The organism is Pseudomonas reinekei, assembly GCF_001945365.1.
In the GTDB taxonomy this organism is placed as follows: domain Bacteria; phylum Pseudomonadota; class Gammaproteobacteria; order Pseudomonadales; family Pseudomonadaceae; genus Aquipseudomonas; species Aquipseudomonas reinekei.
This window is the reverse complement of record NZ_MSTQ01000001.1, coordinates 545297-568628: the sequence shown is the minus strand read 5'-3', so window position 1 is coordinate 568628 and position 23332 is coordinate 545297. Positions and strand designations below refer to the sequence as shown.

Here is a 23332-nt window from a genome sequence, read left to right as displayed (position 1 = left end):
CAGCCCAAGGCGAACCTTGCGGTCAGCCTTCACTGCGGAATGACAGGCGCAAACGCTCGATGATCTGTTCGACGCCGGGGCCCTGGATGCTCGGTGGTTCCGGGCTCTCGCCAAATTCGCGCCAGACGAACAGCGTCAGCTCCGCGCCATCGGTCAATGTGTGAGCGCTGGCAGCGGCGCCGAAGTTCTTCAGCAGTCGGTAGCGGTCATCCTGCCAGAACAACTCTTCGACCCACGGGTAGACCGGGATGCAATGGAAATGAATGGGGAACGCCGGATCATGGCCGAAACGGCTGATGTAGAGCCACTTGGGCTGTAATTGCGTTTGCAGGACTCTCTGCACTTTGCCGAGCAGGCCACCGAGTTCGGTGAGCGCCGCTTCGGGAAGGTCACCTAGCGAGCTGGCGTTGTGGCGCGTCCCCAGCACCAGATAGCCAGGGAGCTTCGACGACATGTGATGGTTGAGTATCCAATGTGCCGTTTCATGGATGATGAAATGTGGAGCGATGTCCATGGATGAATGTCCGTTGTAGAAGCAGGTAAAGGCAAGGTCGTGGAGCGCATTGAGCAGCAGCAACAGGTGGCAATGCAATCCCTTGGCCGTTGTCGTGTACCTTCCACTTCAGCAAGACTCTGCGTCACATGAACTCGCATCCGCTACTTCCGATTTTAGATCCGGCAGCACAAAGTGCGACACGTTTTTTTGCAAGCAACGGGTCGTGGGTGTTGCCGGTGGCGGCGCAGGTTTCGGGCGGCAGCAATTTATGGACAAAACCGGGGGCTGACCACCAGACAAGGGTGTGATTATTTAACGCCAAGGTATAAAGATCGGCGCAACGTGCCGATATAGAATGACACCGTCCGCTGTGCCCTCATTTGAGCTACACATCCAGGGAAGAACCATGAACGTCACTTCGTCCTCGTCGTCATCCAGCGCCTTGATCGCTGCCTACACCTCTGCCGCCAACAGCAGGACGTCAGAGGCCCGGGGCAAAGTGGCGGACAGCAACACGGCCACGGATCAAACACAAAATGATGACGCGGTGAGCTTCTCCAGCACGGCCACCGACTACAGCGATTCGATTGCCAGCAACGCGCCGTACTTTCCGGTGCGCGCGGGGATGAACGCCGATGCGCTGATTCTCGGTGTGGCCAAGCCCGGTGCGATTTCCAGTTCCAAGGACAAAACCTTCGCTGACGTCGCCCTCGACGCCCGCAAGCGCATGGATGAGAAGTACGCGCTGATGAAGGACAGCGGCAAGCCCTATGACAACAGCATGGCCGATCGCAATGCGTTGATGGGCGACCTTGACCGGCGTTCGCTGTATGCCGTCGCCACCAACGAAGGCGGGCACTTCTCCAAGGACGAGCAAGCGGCCGCGCAGGAGGTGATGCGTCAGCAGGCTCAACTCGCCACCGGCTACTACGTCGGACCGGAAGACCAGAAGAAGAACTGGAGAGATCCGTTCGCCAACGACCCGGTCGGTCGGGCCAAGGCTGCGCTGAACTTTATGGACAACATGAGTCCCGAGGAAAAGGCCACACCGCAATGGCTGTCCCAGCGCAACACACTGCAAACCGCGCTGGATCAGGCGACGGCGGCCGATCCGGTGGAACTGGCGAAGAAAAAACAGCTGTATTTCCCGATCCTCGCCGAGATTCTGCAGAACGGCACCAGTTGGTTCGACAAGAAAGAGTCGGACGAACAAAACGCCAGCGACGCGCTGGACAAGCTCAAGGCTATCGTCCAGTCGACCAAGTGAACCAATTCCGGCGCGTCCGATCAGGCGCGCCGGTTTCCCGCCCCTCAGCCCGGCATCGTCGCGCTGTCGTTTTCCAGGTTGCTCAGCAGCCATTCGGTGAAACTGCGCGCATTGGTCTCGCTGTCGCGATGGGTCAGCATCGCCCAGTTCGGCCCGCGAATGGTTTGCTCCACCAACGGTTGCAACAAGCCATTGGCGCGCGCCTGCCGACTCAGTAACTGGCTGACCAGGGCGATGCCCAGGCCTGCGCTGGCAGCGTCCAGCAACAGGCCGGGGTCGGAGAAGTTCAAACCCTGATCCTGCTGGCCGACATCGATCCCGGCCTCGACCGCCCAGTGGCTCCAATCCATCTCCCGTTCGCCGTGCAGCGTCGTGCGCTGTTCCTGTGGCTGTGCCAGCAGGCTCGGGTGGCAGGCCGGGTAGAGGCGGTCGGCGTGCAGCACCTTGAAACTGCATTCGGCCTGGGAACTGATGTCATCGCGCACGGCGATGTCGATGGTCTGGGTTGTCATGTCCGGCACTTCATCGGTGCTGAAAATCCACAGGTCGACGTCCGGATGGTGGCGACGAAAATCCGCCAGGCGTGGCAGCAACCAGTGCCGGGCAAAGGCCGGGGTGGTGTTGAGCACCAATTGATTGGGCTTTTGATACTGCCCCAGCCGTCGAATGCCCACCGCCAGTTGCTGCAACAGCGCCTGGGTGGTGCTGAGCAGGTCGTGACCGGCATCGGTCAGGCTGACACTGCGCCCACTGCGAAAAAACAGCGGTTGCTCAAGGTACGCCTCAAGGCTGCGGATCTGTTGGCTGATGGCCGACTGCGTGAGGTGCAACTCTTCGGCAGCCTTGTGAAAACTCCCCAGCCGGGCAGCAGCTTCGAAGCCTCTAAGCGTACTCAGTGGCGGCCAGTGTTTAAGCATATCGATAAGTTCCTCTAATCAGTTTTCTACAAAATCCATCGTTTGTTTGCCTGTTTTTACAGCCGTAGCATGCATGCCAAGACCGCCGAAGCAGCTGTCATTGAACACAATGGCTTAACTATATGGCTGATTAACCTGGAGAGCATCATGCAGCACAACAACTCTAAAAACAGCGAATGGATGATGCCCGCGGAGTGGGCCCGGCACACGGCGACCTGGATGGTCTGGCCGCACAACCAGGCGTTGTGGGAATCTGGCTGGGGCGTCACGCTACCGTTGGTGCAGGAAGACTTCGCCCGCGTGGCCAACGCCATTGCCCGTTTCGAACCGGTGAAAATGGTCGTTGACCCGTCTGCCGTGATCAGCGCCAGGGCGTTGTGCGGGTCGAACATCGAACTGATCGAGTTGGCGGTGAACGACAGTTGGTGCCGCGACTCCGGCCCGACCTTTGTCTGCCATCCGCAGCAAGGTCTGGCGGGGGTGAGCTGGCGTTTCAATGCGTGGGGCGGCAAGTCGGCCCATGAGCTGGACGAGGGGCTGGCCCGTCGCGCACTCAATCACCTCGGCCTGCCGTGCTTTGGCTCACCGCTGAGCAACGAAGGCGGGGCGATTCATGTCGACGGCGAAGGCACGCTGATCACCACCGAATCGGTGTTGCTCAACCGTAATCGCAATCCCGGAATGAGCAAGGCCGAGATGGAGGAAATCTTTGCGCGGCGGCTCGGCGTGAAGAAAACCATCTGGCTACCGGGCGATCCGGACCATGTCACCGGCGACATGACCGATGGCCATGTCGATGGCGTATGCGCATTTGCCCGTCCCGGCGTGCTGCTGCTCGACGCGACTCACGACACTCAATCGGTGTACGCCGAAGTCGCCCGTGAAAACCGCCGTGCCCTGGAACTGGCGACAGATGCGCAAGGACGCAAATTCGAACTGATTGAACTGTATGAAGCCAGTGACGCCGTGGACACCGAGACCGAAGTGTTCTGCGCCTCGTACACCAATTTCTACATCGCCAACGGCGCAATCATCATGCCGGCCTACGGCATTGATGCCGACCGCGTCGCCGCCGAAACGCTCGCCCAGGCTTTCCCCGGACGCGAGATCGTGCCGGTGCGAATCAATCATCTGGCCCATGGCGGTGGCGGTGTGCACTGCATCACCCAGCAACAGCCTGCCTGGCCGGTGGAGGGCTGATGCAATGACGCTCCTGACCATCGCCACCACCCAGATGCCCTGCAGTTGGGACCTTAAAAACAACCTCGATCAAGCCGAACAACTGGTTCGCGAGGCCGCGGCCAAAGGTGCCCAGGTCATCCTGCTGCAAGAGCTGTTTGCCACGCCTTATTTCTGCATCGAGCAAAACCATAACCACCTGGCCCTGGCCGAGGAGTTTCGCGACAGCCTGGTCCTCAAGCGTTTCGCTGCGCTGGCTAAGGAATTGGGCGTGGTGCTGCCGCTGAGCTGGTTCGAGAAGGCCGGCAATGCGTTCTTCAATTCCTTGAGCGTGGCCGATGCCGACGGGCAGTTGCTTGGCGTGTACCGCAAAACCCATATCCCCAATGCCATCGGCTATCAGGAGAAGGAATATTTCAGCCCCGGCGACACTGGTTTCCGCGTCTGGGACACCGCGTTCGGGCGTATCGGTGCCGCGATCTGCTGGGACCAGTGGTTCCCCGAGACGGCGCGTTGCCTGGCGCTGATGGGCGCGCAAGTCCTGCTGTATCCGACGGCAATCGGCTCTGAACCGGGCTGCGCGAGCCTCGATTCCCGCGACCACTGGCAAATGACCATGCGCGGCCACGCGGCGGCCAACATCCTGCCGGTGGTGGCGTCCAACCGCGTTGGCCGGGAAGCCGCGACCACCGAGCCTGCCTTGCAGATGAGCTTTTACGGCTCGTCCTTTATCTGCAATCACAAGGGCAAATTGCTCGCCGAAGCCGACCGCGACAGCACCGGCGTGCTGGTGCACAGCCTCGACCTGGCGCTCATGCACGAAGAGCGCCTGAGCTGGGGCATCTACCGCGACCGCCGTCCGGAAATGTACGGGGCGCTGTTGAGTCAGGACGGTCGCCATCTCAACGCTCGCTGGAACACCGAAGGAGTTTGATATGCAGGTTTCTCACAAACGCTTGCTCACCGCTTTGGGTTTTTCATTGTGCTGCGTTCTGCCATCGCTGCACGCCGAGGAGAAAACCCTGCGGCTGTACAACTGGGCCGACTATTTTGCTGACGACACCCTGAGCCGGTTCACTGCCGAAACCGGGATCAAGGTGATCTACGACGTGATGGATGGCAGCGAAACCCTGGAAGCCAAGATGCTCGCGGGCGGCAGCGGCTACGATTTGATCTTCCCCGGCGACACCGTGGCCGAGCGGCTGGTGCGTGCCGGCAGTCTGATGCCGCTGGACCGTTCGAAACTCACCGAGCTGGCCGATATCGATCCCGGCCTGCAAAAATTACGCAAGCAATACGAACATTCCAGCCAGGCCACCGTCCCGTACACCTGGGGCACCATCGGCCTGACCTATAACGCCGAGCAGGTCAGGCGACGCGTGCCGGATGCTCCGGTCAACAGCCTCGACATGCTGTTCAAACCGGAACTGGCGGCGAAGTTCGCCGATTGCGGCATCTCGATGATCGACTCGCCGGACGAAGTGCTGGCGGTGGTGCTCAACTACCTCGGTCGTGAGCCGCGCAGCGCCAAGCCTGAAGACCTGAAGGCAGCGAGCGAACTGCTGATGAAGTTGCGACCGTACATTCGCAAATTCCAGTCGCAACCGGTGACGGATCTGGTCAATGGCAACCTGTGCCTGTCCCTCGGCTACAGCGGTGACATGACGCAGGCGCAACGCACGGCGGATTCCGCTGGCAAGAAAACCACGTTCCAGTACCGCATCCCCCGTGAAGGCACCACGGTGTGGATGGACACCATGGCAATCCCGGTCGATGCCAGGCACCCGGAATACGCCTACGCGTTCATCAACTTTGTCATGCGTGCGCAGAACATGGCCGCCATCAGTAATTTCACCGGTTATCCGACTTCCAACGCCAAGGCGCGGGCCGATGTCGATGCCGCGATGCGCGATAACCCGGACATCTACATCGACGAAGCCACCTTTGCTCGATTGATCCCGGGCAAGGACATTCCCCAGGCTGACATGCGCGCCCGCATGCGCACCTGGACCAAGTTCAAGACGGCCACAAGCCAATGATTGCCGGCCGGCACACCCACGCCGGCCTTTGCCCACCCTTCAGGAAACAGACACATGACAACGCGTCGCGAATTCATCAAGCACGTATCGGTTGCCGCCGGTATGACCGCCGCATTCATCGGCTTGGGGCTGAGCCCCGTGCAAGTGCTGGCAGCAGGCGAGGGCCGTTGGTATATGCCGGATGAAGGCGATCGGCAGCAACAGGCGTTTATCGCATTTGGCGCCCAGGACGCCATCTGGGAAGACTTCACGGGCGACGTGCAAGCGGCCCTCGGCGTGATCGCGCGCACCATCGCCGATTTTCAACCGGTCACGGTGTTCTGTCGCGAAAATGAGCGGGATCTGGCCGAAGAACACTGCGGCACGAAAAACATCACCTATGTGATCACCGAGCTCGACGACATCTGGATGCGCGACATCGGCGCCAATTTTGTTGTCGATGGCAAGGGCGGGCTGGGCGCGGTGGATTTCAACTTCAACGGCTGGGGCAACAAGCAGCGCCACAACAAGGACGCACAAGTGGCCGCGCTGGTGGCCGACACCCAAGAAGCACGTTACTTGCGCAGCGAACTGGTGGGCGAGGGCGGTGGCATCGAGGTGGATGGCCACGGCACCGGGATCATGACCGAAAGCAGCTGGATCAATCACAATCGCAACCCCGACTGGAGCAAGGCCGACGTCGAGCAAGCACTGAAAGAGCGCCTGGGTTTGCGCAAAATCATCTGGTTGCCTGGCATCAAGGGCAAGGACATCACCGACGCCCACGTAGATTTTTACGCCCGCTTCGTCAAGCCGGGCGTGGTGATTGCCAACCTCGACAATGATCCGCAGTCCTACGATTACAAGGTCACCCGCGCCCACCTGGACATCCTGAAAAAGGCTACGGACGCTGATGGCCGGCCGTTGCAGGTGCATACGGTGTCGCCACCGCTCAAGCCGCGGCAGAATAAATTCAGCCGTCACAACCCGGATTTCGCCGCGGGCTATATCAATTACTTCGTGATCAACGGCGCCATCATCGCTCCCGAGTTCGGTGACAAGGCCGCCGACCGCAAAGCCTTCGACCTGCTGTCGCAGCTTTATCCTGACCGGGAAGTGGTGCAGCTGAATATCGATGCGATCGCTGCCGGTGGCGGTGGCATTCACTGCGTGACCAGCCATCAGCCGTGGGTTTGAATGGCTTGAGGCGCTGATTTGTCCTTTAGGCGACGGGTTCTGGCTTGTTAGCGTTAGTCGGTAATTCGCCGCGGGGGTACAGTCGAGATCACGTTCCTGGCCAACCCGGATGATCCCGATGACTCGCCCGCGCTTCTTACCCGATAACTTCACCCTGACCCTGATCGGTGTAGTCATTCTCGCCAGTCTGCTGCCAGCCAGCGGCCAGGTCGCCGTCGGTTTCGGCTGGTTGACCAACATCGCCATTGCCCTGCTGTTTTTCCTGCACGGGGCCAAGCTCTCGCGCGAATCGATCATCGCCGGCGCCGGCCACTGGCGTTTGCATTTGCTGGTGTTCGGTCTGACCTTCGTCCTGTTCCCATTGCTCGGCCTGGCGCTCAAGCCGGTCCTGTCGCCGTTGATTGGCGACAACCTCTACATGGGCATGCTCTACCTCTGCGCATTGCCCGCCACGGTGCAATCGGCGATTGCCTTTACCTCGTTGGCACGAGGGAACATTCCGGCGGCGATTTGCAGCGCGGCGGCGTCGAGCCTGTTCGGGATCTTTCTCACGCCATTGCTGGTGACGTTGTTGCTGGACGTGCATGGCGACGGCGGTTCGACACTCGATGCCATCCTGAAAATCAGCATGCAACTGTTGCTGCCGTTCATTGCCGGGCAAATCGCCCGCCGCTGGATCGGCGCCTGGGTGGCGCGCAACAAGGGCTGGCTGAAGTTCGTCGATCAGGGTTCGATTCTGCTGGTGGTCTACGGTGCGTTCAGCGAGGCCGTGATCGAAGGCATCTGGCATCAGATTCCGTTGCGCGACCTGGCCGGGTTGGTGGTGGCCTGCTGCGTGCTGTTGGGGCTGGTGCTGGTGGCCTCCACGGTACTCGGCAAAGCCTTCGGCTTCAGCCAGGAGGACCGTATCACCATCCTGTTCTGTGGCTCGAAGAAAAGCCTGGCCACCGGCGTGCCGATGGCTCAGGTGCTGTTCGCCGGCAGTACCATCGGCGTGCTGATCCTGCCGTTGATGCTGTTCCATCAGATTCAGTTGATGGTCTGCGCGGTACTTGCGCAGCGCTACGCCAATCGCCCGGAATCGGTGCCCGAGTTGATGGGGCAAGTCGATCCTTGATGGCGTCCAGCCAAGCCATGGGTTAGCTGGACGCTCACGGGCCGGTCAGTGCGAATGCCGAGGCTCGCCACCGCTGCGGGCGATCACTCGCAAGTGCAGGGTGGCCGGTTCCAGGCAGCCGCCGGTGGAGAGCTGGCCGACCAGTTGCCGGTAGAGTTCCTGCCACGGAGTTTGCGAGGCCGGGATGTTTGGCGTCCATTCGGCGCGGCGGCGGGCCATTTCGTCTTCATCGACCAGCAGGTTGACCGACCTGGCATTCAGATCCACACGCAGGCGGTCGTTGGTTTTGAGCAGCGCCAGGCCACCGCCCACCGCGGCTTCCGGGGACATGTTGAGAATCGACGGGCTGGCCGAGGTGCCGCTCTGGCGACCATCGCCCAGGCAGGGTAGAGAGTCGATGCCTTGCTTGATCAGCGCCGCTGGCGGGGCCATGTTCACCACTTCGGCACTGCCGGGATAGCCCACAGTGCCGGCGCCACGAATCACCAGGATGCAGCGCTCGTCGATATCCAGCGCCGGGTCGTCGATCCGTGCGTGATAATCCTCCGGCCCTTCGAACACGATGGCACGCGCTTCGAAGCTGTTTTCCGCGCCCGGTTCGGAGAGATACGTCTTGCGAAACGCCTCGCCCACCACCGACATTTTCATGATCGCGCTATCGAAGAAGTTGCCACTGAGCACGATGAAGCCGGCGCGGTGCTTGAGTGGGGTTTCGAACGGGTAGATCACGTCGGCGTTGCTGGTCAGGGTGCTGCTGACGATCTCGCCGATGGTCTTGCCGCTGACCGTCGCGCAGTTTTCGTGCAGGCGTCCGGCCTTTTGCAGTTCATGCATCACCGCCGGCACACCGCCCGCACGGTGAAAGCCTTCGCCCAGGTACTTGCCCGCCGGCATGCAGTTGACCAGCAGCGGCACGTCTTCGCCTATGCGTTGCCAGTCGTCGAGGCTCAGTTCGACGCCCATGTGCCGGGCGATGGCAATCAGGTGTGGCGGGCAGTTGCTCGAGGCGCCCAGCGCCGAAGCCACGGCAATGGCGTTCTCGAACGCTTCGCGGGTCATGATCTGCGACGGGCGCACGTCCTGCATCACCAGTTCGCAGATGCGCTTGCCGGTGGCATAGGCCATTTGCCCTCGTTCACGGTACGGCGCCGGAATGCTCGCGCAACCGGGCAGCGACATGCCCAGGGCTTCGGCCAGAGCGTTCATCGACAAGGCGGTGCCCATGGTGTTGCAGTGCCCGACTGACGGCGATGCCGCCGTGGTCATTTCCATGAACCCTTCATAGTCGATCTCCCCGGCAGCCATCAGGTTGCGCGCGTGCCAGAGCACTGTCCCGGAACCGATCAACTCACCCTTGTGGTGGCCGTCGAGCATCGGCCCGCCGGACAGGACGATGGAGGGCAGGTCGGTGGTGGCGGCGGCCATCAGGCAGGCCGGGGTGGTTTTGTCACAACCGGTGGTGAGCACCACGCCGTCGAGCGGGTAGCCGTGGAGGATCTCCACCAGCCCCAGGTAAGCCAGGTTGCGGTCGAGCGCTGCGGTCGGGCGCCGCGACTGTTCGGCAATCGGGTGCACCGGGAATTCCATGGGAATGCCGCCGGCATCGCGGATGCCGGCCTTGACCCGTTGCGCCAGCTCCAGGTGATGACGGTTGCACGGGGTCAGGTCGCTGCCCGTCTGGGCAATGCCGATGATCGGGCGGCCCGATTGCAGTTCTTCGCGGGTCATCCCGTAGTTCATGTAGCGTTCGACGTACAGGGCAGTCATGTCCGCGTGGGCAGGGTCGTTGAACCACTGCTCACTGCGCAGGCGGCGCTTGGGGGTGTCACTCATGATTCAGGTCTCTCTTGTCATTGGATGGTTCGACAATCTGTTGCGGTTTCAGCGGGCGAGCAGTCCTCGGGCGGCGAGGTTGCGTAGCAGGGCGCTGACGCCAAAGGTCCACGGTGCGGCCTCGCAACTGTGGGTGACCTGGTTGTGCAGGCTGCCCAGCAACGGACTGCTGATGCTGACCCGGTCACCCAGCTTGTGGGTGAATCCGCTGCCGACATGATCGCGATCTTCGGTGGGGGCGAACAGGGTACCGAGAAACAGCAGGAAACCATCGGGGTATTGGTGATTGGCATTCAACGTCTGGCCGGCCAGATCCTGCGGGTCGCGGCTGATCTGGCTCATCGAGCTGGAACCCTGCATGCGGTAACCGTCCTCGCCCTGCACCTGAAGGTCGACCACGCAGGCACGCACGTCATCGAGGCTGAAGTGTTCGTCGAACAAACGAATGAACGGTCCGATCGAGCAGGACGCATTGTTGTCTTTGGCCTTGCTCAGCAGCAGGGCGCTGCGGCCTTCGAAATCCCGCAGGTTGACGTCGTTGCCCAGCGTTGCGCCATGGATCTGGCCCCGGCTGTTCACCGCCAGCACCACTTCCGGTTCCGGGTTGTTCCACTGGGAACCTGGGTGAATGCCGATTCGGTTGCCGCTGCCGACGGCGGCCAGCACCGGGGCTTTGGTAAAAATTTCCGCGTCTGGCCCGATGCCGACTTCCAGGTATTGCGACCACATGCCTTGTTCAATCAACAGGGCTTTCAAGCGCATGGCCTGCTCGGAGCCCGGAACGATCGAGCGCAGGTTGTCGCCAATCACCGCGTGTACGGTAGTCCGCACGGCTTCGGCTTTTGCGGCATCGCCGCCGGCCTGCTCTTCGATCACGCGCTCGATCATGCTGGCGGCAAAGGTCACGCCGGCGGCCTTGATCACCTGCAAGTCCAGCGGTGGCAATAAATAGGGTTTTGACGGATCGGCGTCAGGGCCGGTGTTGGCCAGTAACGCTTCGATGCTGGTGATGAAAGTCCCCGGTGTCTGGCGCACCGCTGACAATGGCGCGTCCGATTCCAGCAAGTCACTGAGTGTCGCGAAACGTTCCGACAGGTCAAAAACGCCATCCGCGCGCAGGACGATCGGCGAGGGCCCGGCGATCGTGCCCGGAACCCAGGCGCGACCGATCAAAGTGCCGGCCACACCGTCAGCCGGCAGGGTGTTTTCGGGGGTAAGCATTAGTGACATGGCGGATCTTCCTGGTTCGTAAAGCCTTCACGCTAGGGCGGGCAGTCGATAAACTCCAATGAGATATATTCAGTATTCGATAACGCCAGGTTATTACTTCGTCGAGGAACGCACATGTCAGAACTGTCCTTTTCCAGCGTTTGCGGCTGGCTCAAATTCAGGCATTTGCTGCTGATCGACACGTTGGGCCGCACGCGCAACATGCACCTGGCAGCCCAGCAGATGAACCTGAGCCAGCCGGCCATCAGCAAGATGCTCAAGGAAATCGAAAGCCTGTTGGGCTTTGCGTTGTTCGAACGCCAGCCACGGAGCATGCCGCCCACGGCGTTGGGCGAACATGTGCTGCGCTATGCGCAGATTGCCTTGAACGATGCGCGCTCGTTCGTCGAGCAAATCAGCAGCCTGCGCGAAGGCGGGCATGGTCATCTCAAGGTCGGCGGGATTTTTGCGGCGACGGCGGTCGCCTTGCCCGAAGCCATTTTGCAAATCAAGCAGCGCGCGCCATTGCTGTCGATCGAAGTGGTGGAGCAAACCAGTAATCACCTGATGGAAATGCTCGAACAGAAGAAGCTCGACCTGGCGGTTGCGCGCTTCACCGATCAGAGCCAGCAGCAACGTTATGACTTTCAGCCGCTGGCGCCCGAACCGTTCTGCATCGTGGTCAACAATCGCCATCCATTGGCCGACGCCGGCCCGACGTCGTTGCAGCAGTTGGTGGACCTGCCGTGGATTCTCTACCCGGTCGGCACGCCGATTCGCGCACGCATGGAACTGGCCTTTGCCGAAGCCGGGGTCGGGATGCCGCGCAACACCGTCGACACGATTTCGATGCAAACCTTCCTGCAGGTTTTGCAGCGCGGCCCAATGATCGGCATGTTGCCCAAAGCGATGGTCAACCCGCTGCTCGACAGCGGCCAGCTCAAGACCCTCGACACGCCGCTGCACCTGGTCCCGCAGGATTACGGGATCCTCACCCGCAAGGGCGAGAAACTGGTAGGCGCCGCCCTGGAATTTGCCGAAATTCTCAAGGAGAATGCGCGGTTGGCCCGTGATTCGGCCAATTGAACGACGCAAAACCGTGGGTGCATTTCGATAACGATCCGTTATCGGTTAATCCAAAAATGCCATTGGGAAAGAATCGGTTCGCGACAGTAGAGTATCGACCAGCTATCAATCAGGGTCAGGAGACTGTCATGCCCGAACTGTCCGGACACAATTTCATCGCCGGTGGCCGCCGTGCTGCCGGGACGGTGACGCTGTACAGCGTTGATGCCACTACCGGTGAATCACTGCCCACCGCGTTCAAGCAAGCCACAATCGAAGAAGTGGAGGCTGCCGCCACGGCGGCCCATCAGGCCTACCCGATCTATCGGCATTTGCCGTCCGAGCGTCGTGCACAGTTCCTTGAGACCATCGCGGCCGAGCTGGATGCACTGGGCGAAGACTTCATCAGCCTGGTCTGCCAGGAAACCGCTTTGCCTGCGGCACGCATCCAGGGTGAACGAGCCCGCACCAGCGGCCAGATGCGTCTGTTCGCCCAGGCCCTGCGTCGCGGTGATTTCCACGGCGCGCGTATCGATTTGCCAATGCCTGAGCGCAAGCCATTGCCCCGTGGCGATCTGCGCCAGTGCCAAATGGGTGTCGGCCCGGTGGCCGTATTCGGCGCCAGCAACTTTCCCCTGGCGTTCTCCACGGCTGGCGGTGACACCGCTGCTGCGCTGGCGGCCGGTTGCCCGGTGGTGTTCAAGGCGCACAGTGGCCATATGGCGACAGCGGAACGGGTGGCCGAGGCGATTATTCGTGCCGCTGAAAAAACCGCCATGCCCGCGGGTGTGTTCAATATGATCTTCGGTGCTGGCGTCGGTGAAGCATTGGTCAAGCATCCGCTGATTCAAGCGGTCGGCTTCACCGGTTCGCTTAAGGGGGGCAGGGCGCTGTGCGACATGGCGGCAGCGCGCCCGCAACCGATCCCGGTGTTCGCCGAAATGAGCAGCATCAATCCGGTATTGGTGTTACCTGAGGCCTTGCAGGTTCGCGGCCCACGTATTGCCGCTGAACTGGCTGCCTCGGTGGTGATGGGGGCGGGGCAGTTCTGCACCAACCCCGGGTTGGTCATTGGCATACGCTCGCCGGCGTTCACGGATTTTGTGCAGGTGCTCGGCGCCTTGATCGCCGATCAACCGGCGCAGACCATGCTCAATGCCGGCGGCCTGCGCAGCTACGTACAGGGTTGTGAAACGTTGCTGGCGCATCCACAGATCACCCATCTGGCAGGGCAGGCGCAGCAGGGTAATCAGGCGCGGGCGCAATTGTTCCAGGCGGATGTCAGCCTGTTGTTGAACGGCAATGAGCTGCTACAGGAAGAAATCTTCGGCCCGGCCACGGTGGTGGTCGAGGTGGCTGACCGCGCTGAACTGCTGGCGGCACTGCAGGGTTTGCGCGGGCAACTGACCGCGACCTTGCTCGGTGAAGCGGCAGAACTGGAGCAAGCCCACGATCTGGTGGCGACGCTGGAGCAGAAGGTCGGTCGCGTACTGATCAACGGCTACCCGACCGGGGTTGAAGTCTGTGACGCGATGGTCCACGGCGGCCCTTGGCCGGCGACGTCCGATGCCCGTGGCACCTCGGTGGGCACCCTGGCCATCGAGCGCTTCCTGCGTCCGGTGTGTTATCAGAATTTCCCCGACGCCTTGCTCCCCGAGGCCCTGAAGAACAGCAATCCACTGGGGCTGACGCGCCTGGTCAACGGAGAAAAAACCGCCCAGGCGCTCTAGTCATCGCTTTACCGCCGGGCGAACCGCTCGCTCGGCGTGACCCATTCGATAAAAACAATCAGGCATGTCCACATGCCCAGGGGTTACCTCCATGCAAACGATATCCGAGCATTTGCCCGCGCAGGCGCAAGCCAGCCAACTCGATTTTGAAGACCGCACCTACCGCAAAGTCATCTGGCGCATCCTGCCCGTCTTGCTGCTGTGCTACATGGCGGCGTACCTGGACCGCGTCAACATCGGCTTTGCCAAGCTCGACATGCTCAACGAACTGCAATTCAGCAACACCATCTATGCTCTTGGCGCCAGCATGTTTTTCTGGGGCTACTTCCTGTTCGAAGTGCCGAGCAACCTGTTGCTGCATCGCTTCGGCGCGCGATTCTGGATTGCCCGGATCATGTTGAGCTGGGCAGTGATCTCCATGGCCGTGGCCTACACCGTGCCGTTGGCGGGCTTCTTTCACATTGAATCGAGCACGATGTTCTACGTGCTGCGCTTCTTGCTGGGTATCTGCGAGGCCGGCTTCTTCCCTGGCGTGATCCTTTACCTCAACTACTGGTTTCCGACCCACCGTCAAAGCCGGGTGATGTCCGGGTTCCTGATGGCCATGCCGATCAGCCTGACCCTGGGCGGCATCTTGTCCGGCTGGCTGATGAACAGCATGCAAGGCGTGCACGGCATGTCCGGCTGGCAGTGGATGTTGATCATCGAGGGCATCCCTTCGATCATCATGGCCTTCGTGGTAATCGTCTGCCTGGCCGATAACATCGACAAGGCCAAGTGGTTGTCGGCGGCTGAAAAAGCCATGCTCAAGGCCAATCTGCAAACCGACAATCAGGGTAAGGCTTCACGCCTGAGCGAGGTGTTTTTCAACCCCCGCGTGTGGCTGCTGGTGCTGATCCTGCTGACCTTCAACACCGGTTTTTACGGCCTGGCGTTCTGGATGCCGTCGATCATCAAGAGCACCGGCATCACCAACAGCCTGCACATCGGTTTCCTGACGGCCATTCCTTACGCGGTGGCCGTGGTGGCGATGCTGCTCAATGCCCGTCATTCCAACCGCACCGGCGAGCGCCGGATGCATGCAGCGATTCCGGCTTTCATCGGTGGCGTGGGGCTGATCCTCAGTGCGTATTTCGCTGACAACCTGGTGCTGTCGGTGCTGTTCCTCAGCGTCTCCGCCTCGGGGATTCTCAGCCTGATGCCGATTTTCTGGACCCTGCCGGGTACCGTGCTTTCGGGGGTCGCGGCGGCTGCCGGGATCGGCATGATCAACGCCATCGGCAACCTGTCGGGCTTCACCGGCTCGATGATCACCGCCGTGGCGGAAAACCTCACCGGCAATATCAATAACGGCACTTACGTACTGGCGGCCTGCCTGTTCATCAGCGGTGGCCTGATCCTGATGATCCCCGCCGCGATGCTCGGCAGAACCCCGAAAACCGCCGCCACCAGCGCCAAACTGGAAACTGCGTGAACCTGCAGAACAAACGGGTACTGGTCACGGCGGCCGGCCAGGGCATCGGCCTGGCCAGTGCCATGGCCTTTGCCGAGGCGGGCGCCGAGGTGTACGCCAGTGATATCGACATTCACGCACTGGCGGGCATCGAAGGCATCAACGCAATGACCCTGGACGTGACGTCGACCAGCGCCATCAGCGACGCCTGTGAACGCATCGGTGCGCTGGACGTGTTGTTCAACTGCGCCGGCTACGTGCACAGCGGCAATATTCTCGAGTGTGACGAAGCGGCCTGGGCGCGTTCGATGGACATCAATGCCACCGCCATGTACCGCATGATCCGCGCGTTTCTGCCGGGCATGCTGGTGCGGGGCGGCGGCTCGATCATCAACATGTCGTCGGTGGTTTCCAGCGTCAAGGGCGTGCCCAACCGGTTCGCCTATGCTGCCAGCAAGGCGGCGGTGATCGGTCTGACAAAAGCGGTCGCGGCCGATTTCATCGGCCAAGGCATTCGCTGCAACGCGATCTGCCCCGGCACCGTGGAGTCACCGTCCCTGCGCGAGCGCATCGCCGCTCAAGCCGCACAGCAGGGGGTTGATGAAGCGCAGGTCTACCAGCAATTCCTCGATCGCCAGCCCATGGGCCGAATCGGTACCGCACAGGAAATCGCCCGGTTGGCCTTGTACCTGGGCAGCGATGCTTCGGCGTATACCACGGGCGGTGTGCACGTCATCGATGGCGGCATGAGTATCTGAACCCGGATGTGTTTTTTTGGTTTGAGCAGGAGAACCCCATGAAACTGTTGCGTTATGGCGAAAAAGGCTCGGAAAAACCTGGCTTGCTGGATGCCGACAATCAGCTGCGAGACCTTTCGGGTCACGTTACGGATATCGCCGGGCAGGTCTTGAGCCCGGCCGGTCTGGCGGCGCTTGCCGCCATTGACCCCGCCAGCCTGCCGATCGTACCGGGCCATCCGCGCATCGGTGCGTGTGTCGGGCAGGTGGGCAAATTCATCTGCATCGGTTTGAACTACGCCGACCACGCAGCCGAGTCGGGCATGGAGGTGCCGAAAGAGCCAATCATCTTCAACAAATGGACCAGCGCCATTTGCGGCCCGAACGACAACATCGAGATCCCGCGCGGCTCGCGCAAGACCGATTGGGAGGTGGAACTCGGCGTGGTCATCGGCAAGGGCGGGCGTTACATCGACGAAGCCAATGCCATGGAGCATGTTGCCGGCTACTGCGTCATCAATGATGTGTCAGAGCGCGAATGGCAACTGGAGCGCGGCGGCACGTGGGACAAGGGCAAGGGCTTCGACACTTTCGGTCCCCTCGGCCCATGGCTGGTGACCCGCGATGAAGTGGCCGACCCGCATGCACTGGATCTGTGGCTCGATGTCGACGGCCATCGCTACCAGCAGGGCAATACGCGGACCCTGATCTTCACTGTGCCGCAGTTGATTGCCTACCTGAGCCGCTGCATGAGCCTGCAACCGGGCGATGTGATTTCCACCGGCACGCCACCCGGCGTCGGGCTTGGGATCAAGCCCGATCCGGTCTTCCTGCGCCCGGGGCAAACCATGCGTTTGGGAATCACCGGGCTGGGTGAGCAGCTTCAAACCACTGTGCAAGCGGACTGATGAAGGCACCATTGCCCCGGCAACAGCGGCGGCAACAGCGCGAATAGCCAACCGGGTGGATAGGCGAACAAAAAACATGCGGTAAACTCCCTGCGCAAAGGCGTCGCTGCGATGTACCGCGGCGGCGCCCCTTACCTAATCAGCAAGAGACTCCCATGGCCAACCAAGACATCACGTTCACGCCCGATCCCGACGCAGACTCCATTTCCTCCGACGTGGCCGGTTTCGGCGGCATGCTGGTCTCCACGCAGATTCCCACCCGCGCCGACGGTAGCCTGGAGCTGGGCGATATCACCCTGCAAAGCGAATGCACCCTGCAAGCGCTCAAAGTGGCGCTGGAGCGTGCCGGCAGCTCCATGGATCGCGTGTTGCACCTGACCATCTACCTCACCGACATGGCCGACCGCGCGGCTTTCAACGAGGTGTACAAGCGCTTCTTCGCCAAGCCATGGCCGGTTCGCGCCGCTGTTGGCGTGGCTGCACTGGCGGTGGAAGGCATGCGCGTGGAAGTCACCGCGATGGCGGCCAAGGCCTGACCGCAGCAACACACAAAACCTGTGGGAGCGGGCAAGCCCGCTCCCAAAGGGATTGGGGCCAGTCAGGCCCAAGCGAACGCCACCCGGCAGCCTACGGGTGCCGGTCAGGCGTTTCACCGGTACAATGCGCGCCTCGACCGTGACAGCCTGACTAAAAAATATTATGTCCCTGCCCAAACATCATCTGGAATTGCTCAGCCCCGCCCGCGACGTAGCCATCGCCCGCGAGGCCATCCTGCATGGCGCCGATGCGATCTACATCGGTGGCCCGAGCTTCGGCGCCCGCCACAACGCCTGCAACGAAGTGAGCGAGATCGCCGAACTGGTGGAATTTGCCCGTCGTTACCACGCCCGGGTGTTCACCACCATCAACACGATCCTGCACGACAACGAGCTGGAGCCGGCCCGCAAGCTGATCCACCAACTGTACGATGCCGGTGTCGATGCGCTGATCGTCCAGGACCTGGGCGTGATGGAACTGGACATCCCGCCGATCGAGCTGCATGCCAGCACCCAGACCGATATCCGCACCCTGGCGCGGGCAAAATTCCTCGACCAGGCCGGCTTCTCGCAACTGGTTCTGGCCCGCGAACTGAACCTGCAGGAAATCCGCGCCATTGCCGACGAGACCGACGCGGCGATCGAGTTTTTCATCCACGGCGCCCTGTGCGTGGCGTTCTCCGGGCAGTGCAACATCTCCCATGCGCAGACCGGCCGCAGTGCCAACCGTGGCGACTGCTCCCAGGCCTGTCGTTTGCCGTACACCCTCAAAGATGAAAAGGGTGGCGTGATCGCTTACGAAAAGCACCTGCTGTCGATGAAGGACAACAACCAGAGCGCCAACATCCGCGCCCTGGTCGAAGCGGGCGTACGTTCGTTCAAGATCGAGGGCCGCTACAAGGACATGGGCTATGTGAAGAACATCACCGCCTATTACCGCCAGCGCCTCGACGCCGTGCTCGAAGAGCGTCCGGATCTGGCCCGCGCCTCCAGCGGCCGCACCGCGCACTTTTTCCTGCCCGACCCGGAAAAAACCTTCCACCGTGGCAGCACCGATTACTTCGTCACTGACCGCAAGATCGACATTGGCGCGTTTGACTCGCCGACCTTCACCGGTTTGCCCGTGGGCATCGTCGAAAAAGTCGCCAAGCGCGACATGCAGGTCGTGACGCACGAGCCGTTGTCCAACGGTGATGGTCTCAACGTGCTGGTCAAGCGTGAAGTCGTGGGTTTTCGTGCGAACATCGCCGAACCCAAAGGCGAGTTCGAGGAGGACGGCGAGAAGCGTTATCGCTATCGCGTCGAGCCCAACGAAATGCCGGAAGGGATGTACAAGCTGCGCCCCAACCATCCGCTCAATCGCAACCTCGATCACAACTGGCAGCAGGCGTTGCAAAAGACCTCTGCCGAGCGTCGTGTGGCCCTGCGTTGGGTCGCTCGCCTGCGCGAAGAGCAGCTTGAATTGACGGCGACCAGTGAAGAGGGCGTCAGCGCCAGCGTCACGTTGAATGGCCCGTTCGGCGCCGCCAACAAGCCGGAACAGGCACTGGAGCAATTGCAGGATCTGCTCGGTCAGTTGGGGACTACGCAGTACCACGCCATCGACATCAAGCTCGATGCGCCGCAGGCCTTCTTCATCCCGAACTCGCAGCTCAAGGCCTTGCGCCGTGAGGTGATTGAAGCCTTGACCGAGGCACGGGTTGCCGCCCATCCCCGTGGTGCACGCAAGGCCGAAACTTCACCGCCACCGGTGTACCCGGAGTCACACCTGTCGTTCCTGGCCAACGTCTACAACCAGAAGGCCCGCGATTTCTATCACCGTCACGGGGTCAAGCTGATCGACGCGGCGTACGAGGCACACGAAGAGGCCGGTGAGGTGCCGGTGATGATCACCAAGCACTGCCTGCGTTTCTCCTTCAATCTCTGCCCGAAACAGGCGAAGGGTGTGACTGGCGTGCGCACCAAGGTCGCGCCGATGCAACTGATTCACGGTGATGAAGTGCTGACGCTGAAATTCGACTGCAAGCCGTGTGAAATGCACATCATCGGCAAGATGAAAGGCCACATCCTTGGCCTGCCACAACCGGGCAGCGTTCAGCCGGTGGTCGGCCACATCAGCCCCGAAGACCTGCTCAAAACCATCCCGCGCGCGCCTCACTAAGCGCTGAAGGGGCTTGTGGGGGGAGCCTGCTGGCGATGGCGTTGACTGAACCGACGCTATCGCGAGCAAGCTTGCGCCTGCACCGGCTATCAGCGGCTTGGCTTGCAGAGGTTTAGGCAAGCTTGGCGATGACCTTGATCTCGAACTCAAAGCCGTAGAGCCAGGTGACGCCGACGGCGGTCAACGTCGGATGCGGTGCCCGGCCCCAGAACTCCGGCACCACCTTCCAGATCCTCTCGAACGTCGATTGGGGATCGACCATGAAGACGGTGACGTCCACTACATCGTCGAAGCTGCAACCGGCCGCGTTCAGAATCCCGTTCAGGTTGTTGAACGCTTGCCGGACCTGTTCCTCCAGATCTGCCACGGGCGAGCCATCCTCGGCACTGCCCACTTGCCCCGACACAAACAAAAAACCATTGGAGCGGATCGCCGGCGAGTAGCGATTGCGCTCGTATAGCGCCTGGCGTCCGGCTGGGAAAACAACATCACGCTGACTCATGACAACCTCCTTCGATTAACGATGGAGGGACTCTACGGGCAGGCACTTGCCCGATAAACGAGCAACTGCAACTATCACTGTTTGTATATCCCAAACAATCCGACAGCTATTCGGGGCAGGTATGGACCGTTTCGATGCAATGCAGGCGTTTGCCCGGGTGGTGGAGGCCGGCAGCTTCACCAAGGCCGCCGAGACACTGCACATGAGCAAAACGACTGTCACGCAACTCGTGCAACAGTTGGAGGCGCGCCTGCGGGTCAAGTTGCTCAACCGTACGACACGCAAGGTCAACGTCACCGCCGATGGTGCCGTTTACTACGAGCGCGTGGTACGGCTGCTGGCCGATCTGGACGATGCCGAAACCAGCCTGTCGAGCGCTTCAACGGTGCCCAGGGGGCGGCTGCGGGTCGACGTGCCCAGTCCGTTGGCCAGCATGATTTTGGTCCCGGCATTGCCGGCCTTTCATGCCCGCTACCCGGATATCCAGATCGACATGGGCGTCAGTGATCGCATCGTCGATTTGATCGATGAAAACGTCGATTGCGTGGTGCGCGGTGGCGAGTTGACCGATCAGTCGCTGATGGCGCGGCGGGTGGGCGACCTGCAACTGGGGGTGTTCGCGGCGCCCAGCTATCTGGAGCGGGTCGGCACCCCTTTGCATCCCAGGGATCTGGAAGATTCCGAGCATCGTATCGTCGGATTCCTGTGGGCGCGTACCGGCAGGGCCGTGCCTTATGCGATGCGCAATCACACCGAAAGTCTGGAGATCAAGGGGCGTTACGTGTTGGCGGTCGACGATGGCAACGCCTACGTCGCAGCGGGCCTGGCCGGCATGGGCGTTCTCTGGTTACCCGACTACCTGTCCAAACCGTGGCTGGCGCGTGGCGAACTGGTGCCGCTGTTCGAGGGCTGGCGCCTTGAGCCGATGCCGCTTTACGTGGCGTTCCCGCCGAATCGGCATATCAGCCGCAAGGTGCGGGTATTCATCGATTGGGTGACTGAGCTGATGGCGCAGCACGCGCCGGTTCAAAGCGCAAAGTAGCCGGAATTGAAGTTGCAGGGTTGCCCTGCAACTTAGATTTCCCACAGTCAATCGAAGACAGCCGATGCGGTATTACCCGCGCTTGGGCAGCGTCCAGTTCGGCCGGATGAAGTGGCAGGTATAGCCCTCGGGCAGTCGTTCCAGATAATCCTGATGTTCAGGTTCCGCTTCCCAGAACGGTCCGGCGGGTTCGATTTCGGTGACCACTTTGCCCGGCCAGAGCCCAGAGGCATCCACGTCGGCCACGGTGTCCAGCGCGACGCGCTGCTGCGCTTCGCTGAGGTAATAAATGGCGGAGCGATAGCTGGTGCCCAGATCGTTGCCCTGACGGTTTATGGTGCTCGGGTCGTGGATCTGGAAGAAAAACTCGAGGATCTGTCGATAGCTGATCAGCACCGGGTCGAAAACGATCTCGATCGCTTCGGCATGGGTGCCGTGGTGGCGGTAAGTCGCATTGGGCACATCGCCACCCGAGTAGCCAACCCGCGTGGAGATCACCCCCGGGTAACGCCTTAGCAGATCCTGCATACCCCAGAAGCAGCCGCCGGCAAGGATGGCGGTTTCGGTGTTCGTCGTCATGGTAAGCACCTCCTTTCAAAGAACGGCCTCGTGGGGGAGGCCGTCAGACCCTCATTACATCTTGCTGTGGTCCATCTTGCTGTGATCCATGCTGCCGTGGTCCATCGTGTCGAGCGCACGGGCCGATGCCTGGACGCTGATGGTTTCCTTCTCGCCCTTGGTGTTTTCCACGGTCAGGGTCAGGGGCACGGTGTCGCCTGCCTTGATCTGCGCTGTCAGGTTCATGAGCATGACGTGATAACCCTGGGGGTCGAGGCTCACGGCTTTGCCGGCGGGCAGGGCAACGGACTCGACCTGCTGCATGCTCATCACATCGTCTTTCATGCTCGACTGGTGGATCTGCACCAGTTTCGCCACCGGCGACTCAACGCTCAGCAGCTTGCTGTCGGTGTCTGCCGTGAGGGTCATGAAGGCGCCGCTCGAAGGCTGGCCGGCCACGGTTGCGCGGACCCAGGCGTCGTTGACCTGGGTTTGCGCCGACACCTGCCAGGCCATGCCGAGCAGCGAGAGGCCCAGAGCCAGTTGTTTGATGCGCGGCGCGCAGAACGAAATCATCAGCAAACCTCCATGACGGTGAGCAGGTCTTCTGCGCACTCTTGAGCGGTAAGGGACGCGGACAGGCCCAGGCGCAAGTTGCCCCGGGAGTCGAACACGAAACTGGTAGCCGTGTGGGACAGGGTGTAGGTGTCGCCACTTGGAACCTTCTCGAAGAATACGCCGAACTCTTTGGCGGTGGCGGCGGTTTCTTCCAGGGTGCCGTACAGCGCCTCGAAACTGGGGTCGAAGGCCTTGACGTATTTGTCGAGCAATTCGGGTGTATCGCGCTCGGGGTCCAGGGTGATGAAGATCACCTGCAGGCGCTCGCCATCGCGGCCCATCAGTTTTTTCGCCTGGGCGGCGCGGGCCAGCGTGGTCGGGCAGACGGCCGGGCACTGGGTGAAACCGAAGAAAATCATCGGCATCAAGCCCTGATAGCTGCCGAGCATCCGGGTTTCGCCCTCGGTGTCCTTGAGCTTGAAGGAACGGCCCATGATCTTGTCGCTCAGGTCCTTGCCGTATTTGAACGACAGCTTGCTGCTGTCATCGCAGCCGGCGAGCAGGCCAAGGCTGAGCAGGCTCATGCCTTGCAGGACCGTGCGACGGGAATACAACGTACTCATGGAAAAAAACATCCTGTGTAGCGACAGATGGGACACAGTGCCTGACGGATCAGACGAAAAAAAGCGCAGGGATGTTAACAAACTGTTGCCCATTGGCGCTCAATCGATGGCCAGCCGGTCATGCGCCAAAAGGTCGCGGTCTTCGGATTACAGGAAATTACAAAGCCCCTGCGCCTCGACACATTGCAGATACAAACATGGGTTTTGATAGGGTCGTCCAATACCT

22 protein-coding genes are annotated in these 23332 nt (G+C 61.2%); 14 read left to right on the top strand and 8 right to left on the bottom strand.

What is annotated here, in order from left to right:
• Positions 1-22: 22 nt before the first annotated feature.
• Positions 23-514 (bottom strand): HIT family protein, encoded by a 492-nt coding sequence (locus tag BVK86_RS02570; RefSeq protein ID WP_075944918.1) that lies wholly within the window; start codon positions 512-514, stop codon positions 23-25.
• Between the two features lie 388 nt (positions 515-902).
• Here BVK86_RS02570 and BVK86_RS02565 point away from each other — a divergent pair, with 388 nt between their 5' ends.
• On the top strand, positions 903-1763 hold the full coding sequence (locus BVK86_RS02565) for a hypothetical protein (protein ID WP_075944917.1): 861 nt from the start codon (positions 903-905) through the stop codon (positions 1761-1763).
• 44 nt (positions 1764-1807) lie between these two features.
• Here the strand turns inward: BVK86_RS02565 and BVK86_RS02560 are convergent, their stop codons facing one another.
• Positions 1808-2680: a LysR substrate-binding domain-containing protein gene (locus BVK86_RS02560; protein WP_075944916.1), complete on the bottom strand. Its 873-nt coding sequence runs from the start codon at positions 2678-2680 to the stop codon at positions 1808-1810.
• Between the two features lie 147 nt (positions 2681-2827).
• Here BVK86_RS02560 and BVK86_RS02555 point away from each other — a divergent pair, with 147 nt between their 5' ends.
• From BVK86_RS02555 to BVK86_RS02535, 5 genes are all read left to right on the top strand, one after another.
• The gene (locus BVK86_RS02555) at positions 2828-3880 is read left to right on the top strand and encodes an agmatine deiminase family protein (protein ID WP_075944915.1); all 1053 of its coding nucleotides are present in this window, start codon (positions 2828-2830) and stop codon (positions 3878-3880) included.
• 4 nt (positions 3881-3884) lie between these two features.
• Positions 3885-4793, top strand: coding sequence for an N-carbamoylputrescine amidase (gene aguB, locus BVK86_RS02550; RefSeq protein ID WP_075944914.1), 909 nt, complete (start codon positions 3885-3887; stop codon positions 4791-4793).
• Position 4794: 1 nt separating this feature from the next.
• Entirely contained in the window at positions 4795-5898 is a 1104-nt protein-coding gene (locus tag BVK86_RS02545) for an extracellular solute-binding protein (protein ID WP_075944913.1), read from the top strand.
• Between the two features lie 54 nt (positions 5899-5952).
• Positions 5953-7074 carry an agmatine deiminase family protein gene (locus BVK86_RS02540; RefSeq protein ID WP_075944912.1) on the top strand — a complete coding sequence of 374 codons (1122 nt, stop codon included), beginning with the start codon at positions 5953-5955 and terminating at the stop codon, positions 7072-7074.
• A gap of 118 nt (positions 7075-7192) precedes the next feature.
• Positions 7193-8191, top strand: a complete 999-nt coding sequence (locus BVK86_RS02535; RefSeq protein ID WP_075944911.1) for a bile acid:sodium symporter family protein — start codon at positions 7193-7195, stop codon at positions 8189-8191.
• A 45-nt stretch (positions 8192-8236) separates the two neighbouring features.
• Here the strand turns inward: BVK86_RS02535 and BVK86_RS02530 are convergent, their stop codons facing one another.
• A complete protein-coding gene (locus BVK86_RS02530) occupies positions 8237-10024 on the bottom strand; it encodes an IlvD/Edd family dehydratase (RefSeq protein WP_075944910.1) in 1788 nt (595 codons plus the stop codon).
• A 48-nt stretch (positions 10025-10072) separates the two neighbouring features.
• Positions 10073-11254: a fumarylacetoacetate hydrolase family protein gene (locus BVK86_RS02525; protein WP_075944909.1), complete on the bottom strand. Its 1182-nt coding sequence runs from the start codon at positions 11252-11254 to the stop codon at positions 10073-10075.
• Between the two features lie 114 nt (positions 11255-11368).
• On the opposite strand from BVK86_RS02525, the gene BVK86_RS02520 reads away from it, so the two are divergent.
• The 7 genes from BVK86_RS02520 (at position 11369) to BVK86_RS02490 (ending at position 19823) form a co-directional block, all read left to right on the top strand.
• A complete protein-coding gene (locus tag BVK86_RS02520) occupies positions 11369-12319 on the top strand; it encodes a LysR family transcriptional regulator (protein WP_075944908.1) in 951 nt (316 codons plus the stop codon).
• Positions 12320-12447: 128 nt separating this feature from the next.
• Positions 12448-14028: an aldehyde dehydrogenase (NADP(+)) gene (locus BVK86_RS02515; protein WP_075944907.1), complete on the top strand. Its 1581-nt coding sequence runs from the start codon at positions 12448-12450 to the stop codon at positions 14026-14028.
• Between the two features lie 91 nt (positions 14029-14119).
• Positions 14120-15502, top strand: a complete 1383-nt coding sequence (locus BVK86_RS02510; RefSeq protein WP_075944906.1) for an MFS transporter — start codon at positions 14120-14122, stop codon at positions 15500-15502.
• On the top strand, positions 15499-16239 hold the full coding sequence (locus tag BVK86_RS02505) for an SDR family oxidoreductase (protein WP_075944905.1): 741 nt from the start codon (positions 15499-15501) through the stop codon (positions 16237-16239). The genes BVK86_RS02510 and BVK86_RS02505 overlap by 4 nt, the downstream gene beginning before the upstream one ends.
• Before the next feature lie 38 nt (positions 16240-16277).
• Positions 16278-17126, top strand: a complete 849-nt coding sequence (locus tag BVK86_RS02500) for an ureidoglycolate lyase (protein WP_075944904.1) — start codon at positions 16278-16280, stop codon at positions 17124-17126.
• Positions 17127-17281: 155 nt separating this feature from the next.
• Positions 17282-17662 carry a RidA family protein gene (locus BVK86_RS02495; RefSeq protein ID WP_010459079.1) on the top strand — a complete coding sequence of 127 codons (381 nt, stop codon included), beginning with the start codon at positions 17282-17284 and terminating at the stop codon, positions 17660-17662.
• Positions 17663-17825: 163 nt separating this feature from the next.
• A complete protein-coding gene (locus BVK86_RS02490) occupies positions 17826-19823 on the top strand; it encodes a peptidase U32 family protein (protein WP_075944903.1) in 1998 nt (665 codons plus the stop codon).
• A 112-nt stretch (positions 19824-19935) separates the two neighbouring features.
• Here the strand turns inward: BVK86_RS02490 and BVK86_RS02485 are convergent, their stop codons facing one another.
• The gene (locus tag BVK86_RS02485; RefSeq protein WP_075944902.1) at positions 19936-20325 is read right to left on the bottom strand and encodes a RidA family protein; all 390 of its coding nucleotides are present in this window, start codon (positions 20323-20325) and stop codon (positions 19936-19938) included.
• Positions 20326-20446: 121 nt separating this feature from the next.
• On the opposite strand from BVK86_RS02485, the gene BVK86_RS02480 reads away from it, so the two are divergent.
• The gene (locus BVK86_RS02480; RefSeq protein WP_075944901.1) at positions 20447-21367 is read left to right on the top strand and encodes a LysR family transcriptional regulator; all 921 of its coding nucleotides are present in this window, start codon (positions 20447-20449) and stop codon (positions 21365-21367) included.
• 72 nt (positions 21368-21439) lie between these two features.
• Here the strand turns inward: BVK86_RS02480 and msrA are convergent, their stop codons facing one another.
• Genes msrA through BVK86_RS02465 form a run of 3 tightly spaced genes read right to left on the bottom strand, consistent with a single transcriptional unit; the run spans position 21440 to position 23106 of the window.
• On the bottom strand, positions 21440-21946 hold the full coding sequence (gene msrA, locus BVK86_RS02475; RefSeq protein WP_075944900.1) for a peptide-methionine (S)-S-oxide reductase MsrA: 507 nt from the start codon (positions 21944-21946) through the stop codon (positions 21440-21442).
• Positions 21947-22000: 54 nt separating this feature from the next.
• Complete coding sequence (locus tag BVK86_RS02470) at positions 22001-22501, bottom strand: copper chaperone PCu(A)C (RefSeq protein ID WP_075944899.1); 501 nt, start codon at positions 22499-22501, stop codon at positions 22001-22003.
• Complete coding sequence (locus tag BVK86_RS02465) at positions 22501-23106, bottom strand: SCO family protein (RefSeq protein WP_075944898.1); 606 nt, start codon at positions 23104-23106, stop codon at positions 22501-22503. The genes BVK86_RS02470 and BVK86_RS02465 overlap by 1 nt, the downstream gene beginning before the upstream one ends.
• Between the last annotated feature and the right edge of the window lie 226 nt (positions 23107-23332).

Coding starts and splice junctions, on each gene's coding strand:
- aguB (WP_075944914.1), top strand. CDS start 3,885: ATGACGCTCCTGACCATCGCCACCACCCAGATGCCCTGCAGTTGGGAC.
- BVK86_RS02525 (WP_075944909.1), bottom strand. CDS start 11,254: ATGTCACTAATGCTTACCCCCGAAAACACCCTGCCGGCTGACGGTGTG.
- BVK86_RS02570 (WP_075944918.1), bottom strand. CDS start 514: ATGGACATCGCTCCACATTTCATCATCCATGAAACGGCACATTGGATA.
- BVK86_RS02495 (WP_010459079.1), top strand. CDS start 17,282: ATGGCCAACCAAGACATCACGTTCACGCCCGATCCCGACGCAGACTCC.
- BVK86_RS02545 (WP_075944913.1), top strand. CDS start 4,795: ATGCAGGTTTCTCACAAACGCTTGCTCACCGCTTTGGGTTTTTCATTG.
- BVK86_RS02480 (WP_075944901.1), top strand. CDS start 20,447: ATGGACCGTTTCGATGCAATGCAGGCGTTTGCCCGGGTGGTGGAGGCC.
- BVK86_RS02500 (WP_075944904.1), top strand. CDS start 16,278: ATGAAACTGTTGCGTTATGGCGAAAAAGGCTCGGAAAAACCTGGCTTG.
- BVK86_RS02470 (WP_075944899.1), bottom strand. CDS start 22,501: ATGATTTCGTTCTGCGCGCCGCGCATCAAACAACTGGCTCTGGGCCTC.
- BVK86_RS02520 (WP_075944908.1), top strand. CDS start 11,369: ATGTCAGAACTGTCCTTTTCCAGCGTTTGCGGCTGGCTCAAATTCAGG.
- BVK86_RS02490 (WP_075944903.1), top strand. CDS start 17,826: ATGTCCCTGCCCAAACATCATCTGGAATTGCTCAGCCCCGCCCGCGAC.
- BVK86_RS02510 (WP_075944906.1), top strand. CDS start 14,120: ATGCAAACGATATCCGAGCATTTGCCCGCGCAGGCGCAAGCCAGCCAA.
- BVK86_RS02465 (WP_075944898.1), bottom strand. CDS start 23,106: ATGAGTACGTTGTATTCCCGTCGCACGGTCCTGCAAGGCATGAGCCTG.
- BVK86_RS02535 (WP_075944911.1), top strand. CDS start 7,193: ATGACTCGCCCGCGCTTCTTACCCGATAACTTCACCCTGACCCTGATC.
- BVK86_RS02540 (WP_075944912.1), top strand. CDS start 5,953: ATGACAACGCGTCGCGAATTCATCAAGCACGTATCGGTTGCCGCCGGT.
- BVK86_RS02530 (WP_075944910.1), bottom strand. CDS start 10,024: ATGAGTGACACCCCCAAGCGCCGCCTGCGCAGTGAGCAGTGGTTCAAC.
- BVK86_RS02485 (WP_075944902.1), bottom strand. CDS start 20,325: ATGAGTCAGCGTGATGTTGTTTTCCCAGCCGGACGCCAGGCGCTATAC.
- BVK86_RS02555 (WP_075944915.1), top strand. CDS start 2,828: ATGCAGCACAACAACTCTAAAAACAGCGAATGGATGATGCCCGCGGAG.
- BVK86_RS02565 (WP_075944917.1), top strand. CDS start 903: ATGAACGTCACTTCGTCCTCGTCGTCATCCAGCGCCTTGATCGCTGCC.
- BVK86_RS02515 (WP_075944907.1), top strand. CDS start 12,448: ATGCCCGAACTGTCCGGACACAATTTCATCGCCGGTGGCCGCCGTGCT.
- BVK86_RS02560 (WP_075944916.1), bottom strand. CDS start 2,680: ATGCTTAAACACTGGCCGCCACTGAGTACGCTTAGAGGCTTCGAAGCT.
- msrA (WP_075944900.1), bottom strand. CDS start 21,946: ATGACGACGAACACCGAAACCGCCATCCTTGCCGGCGGCTGCTTCTGG.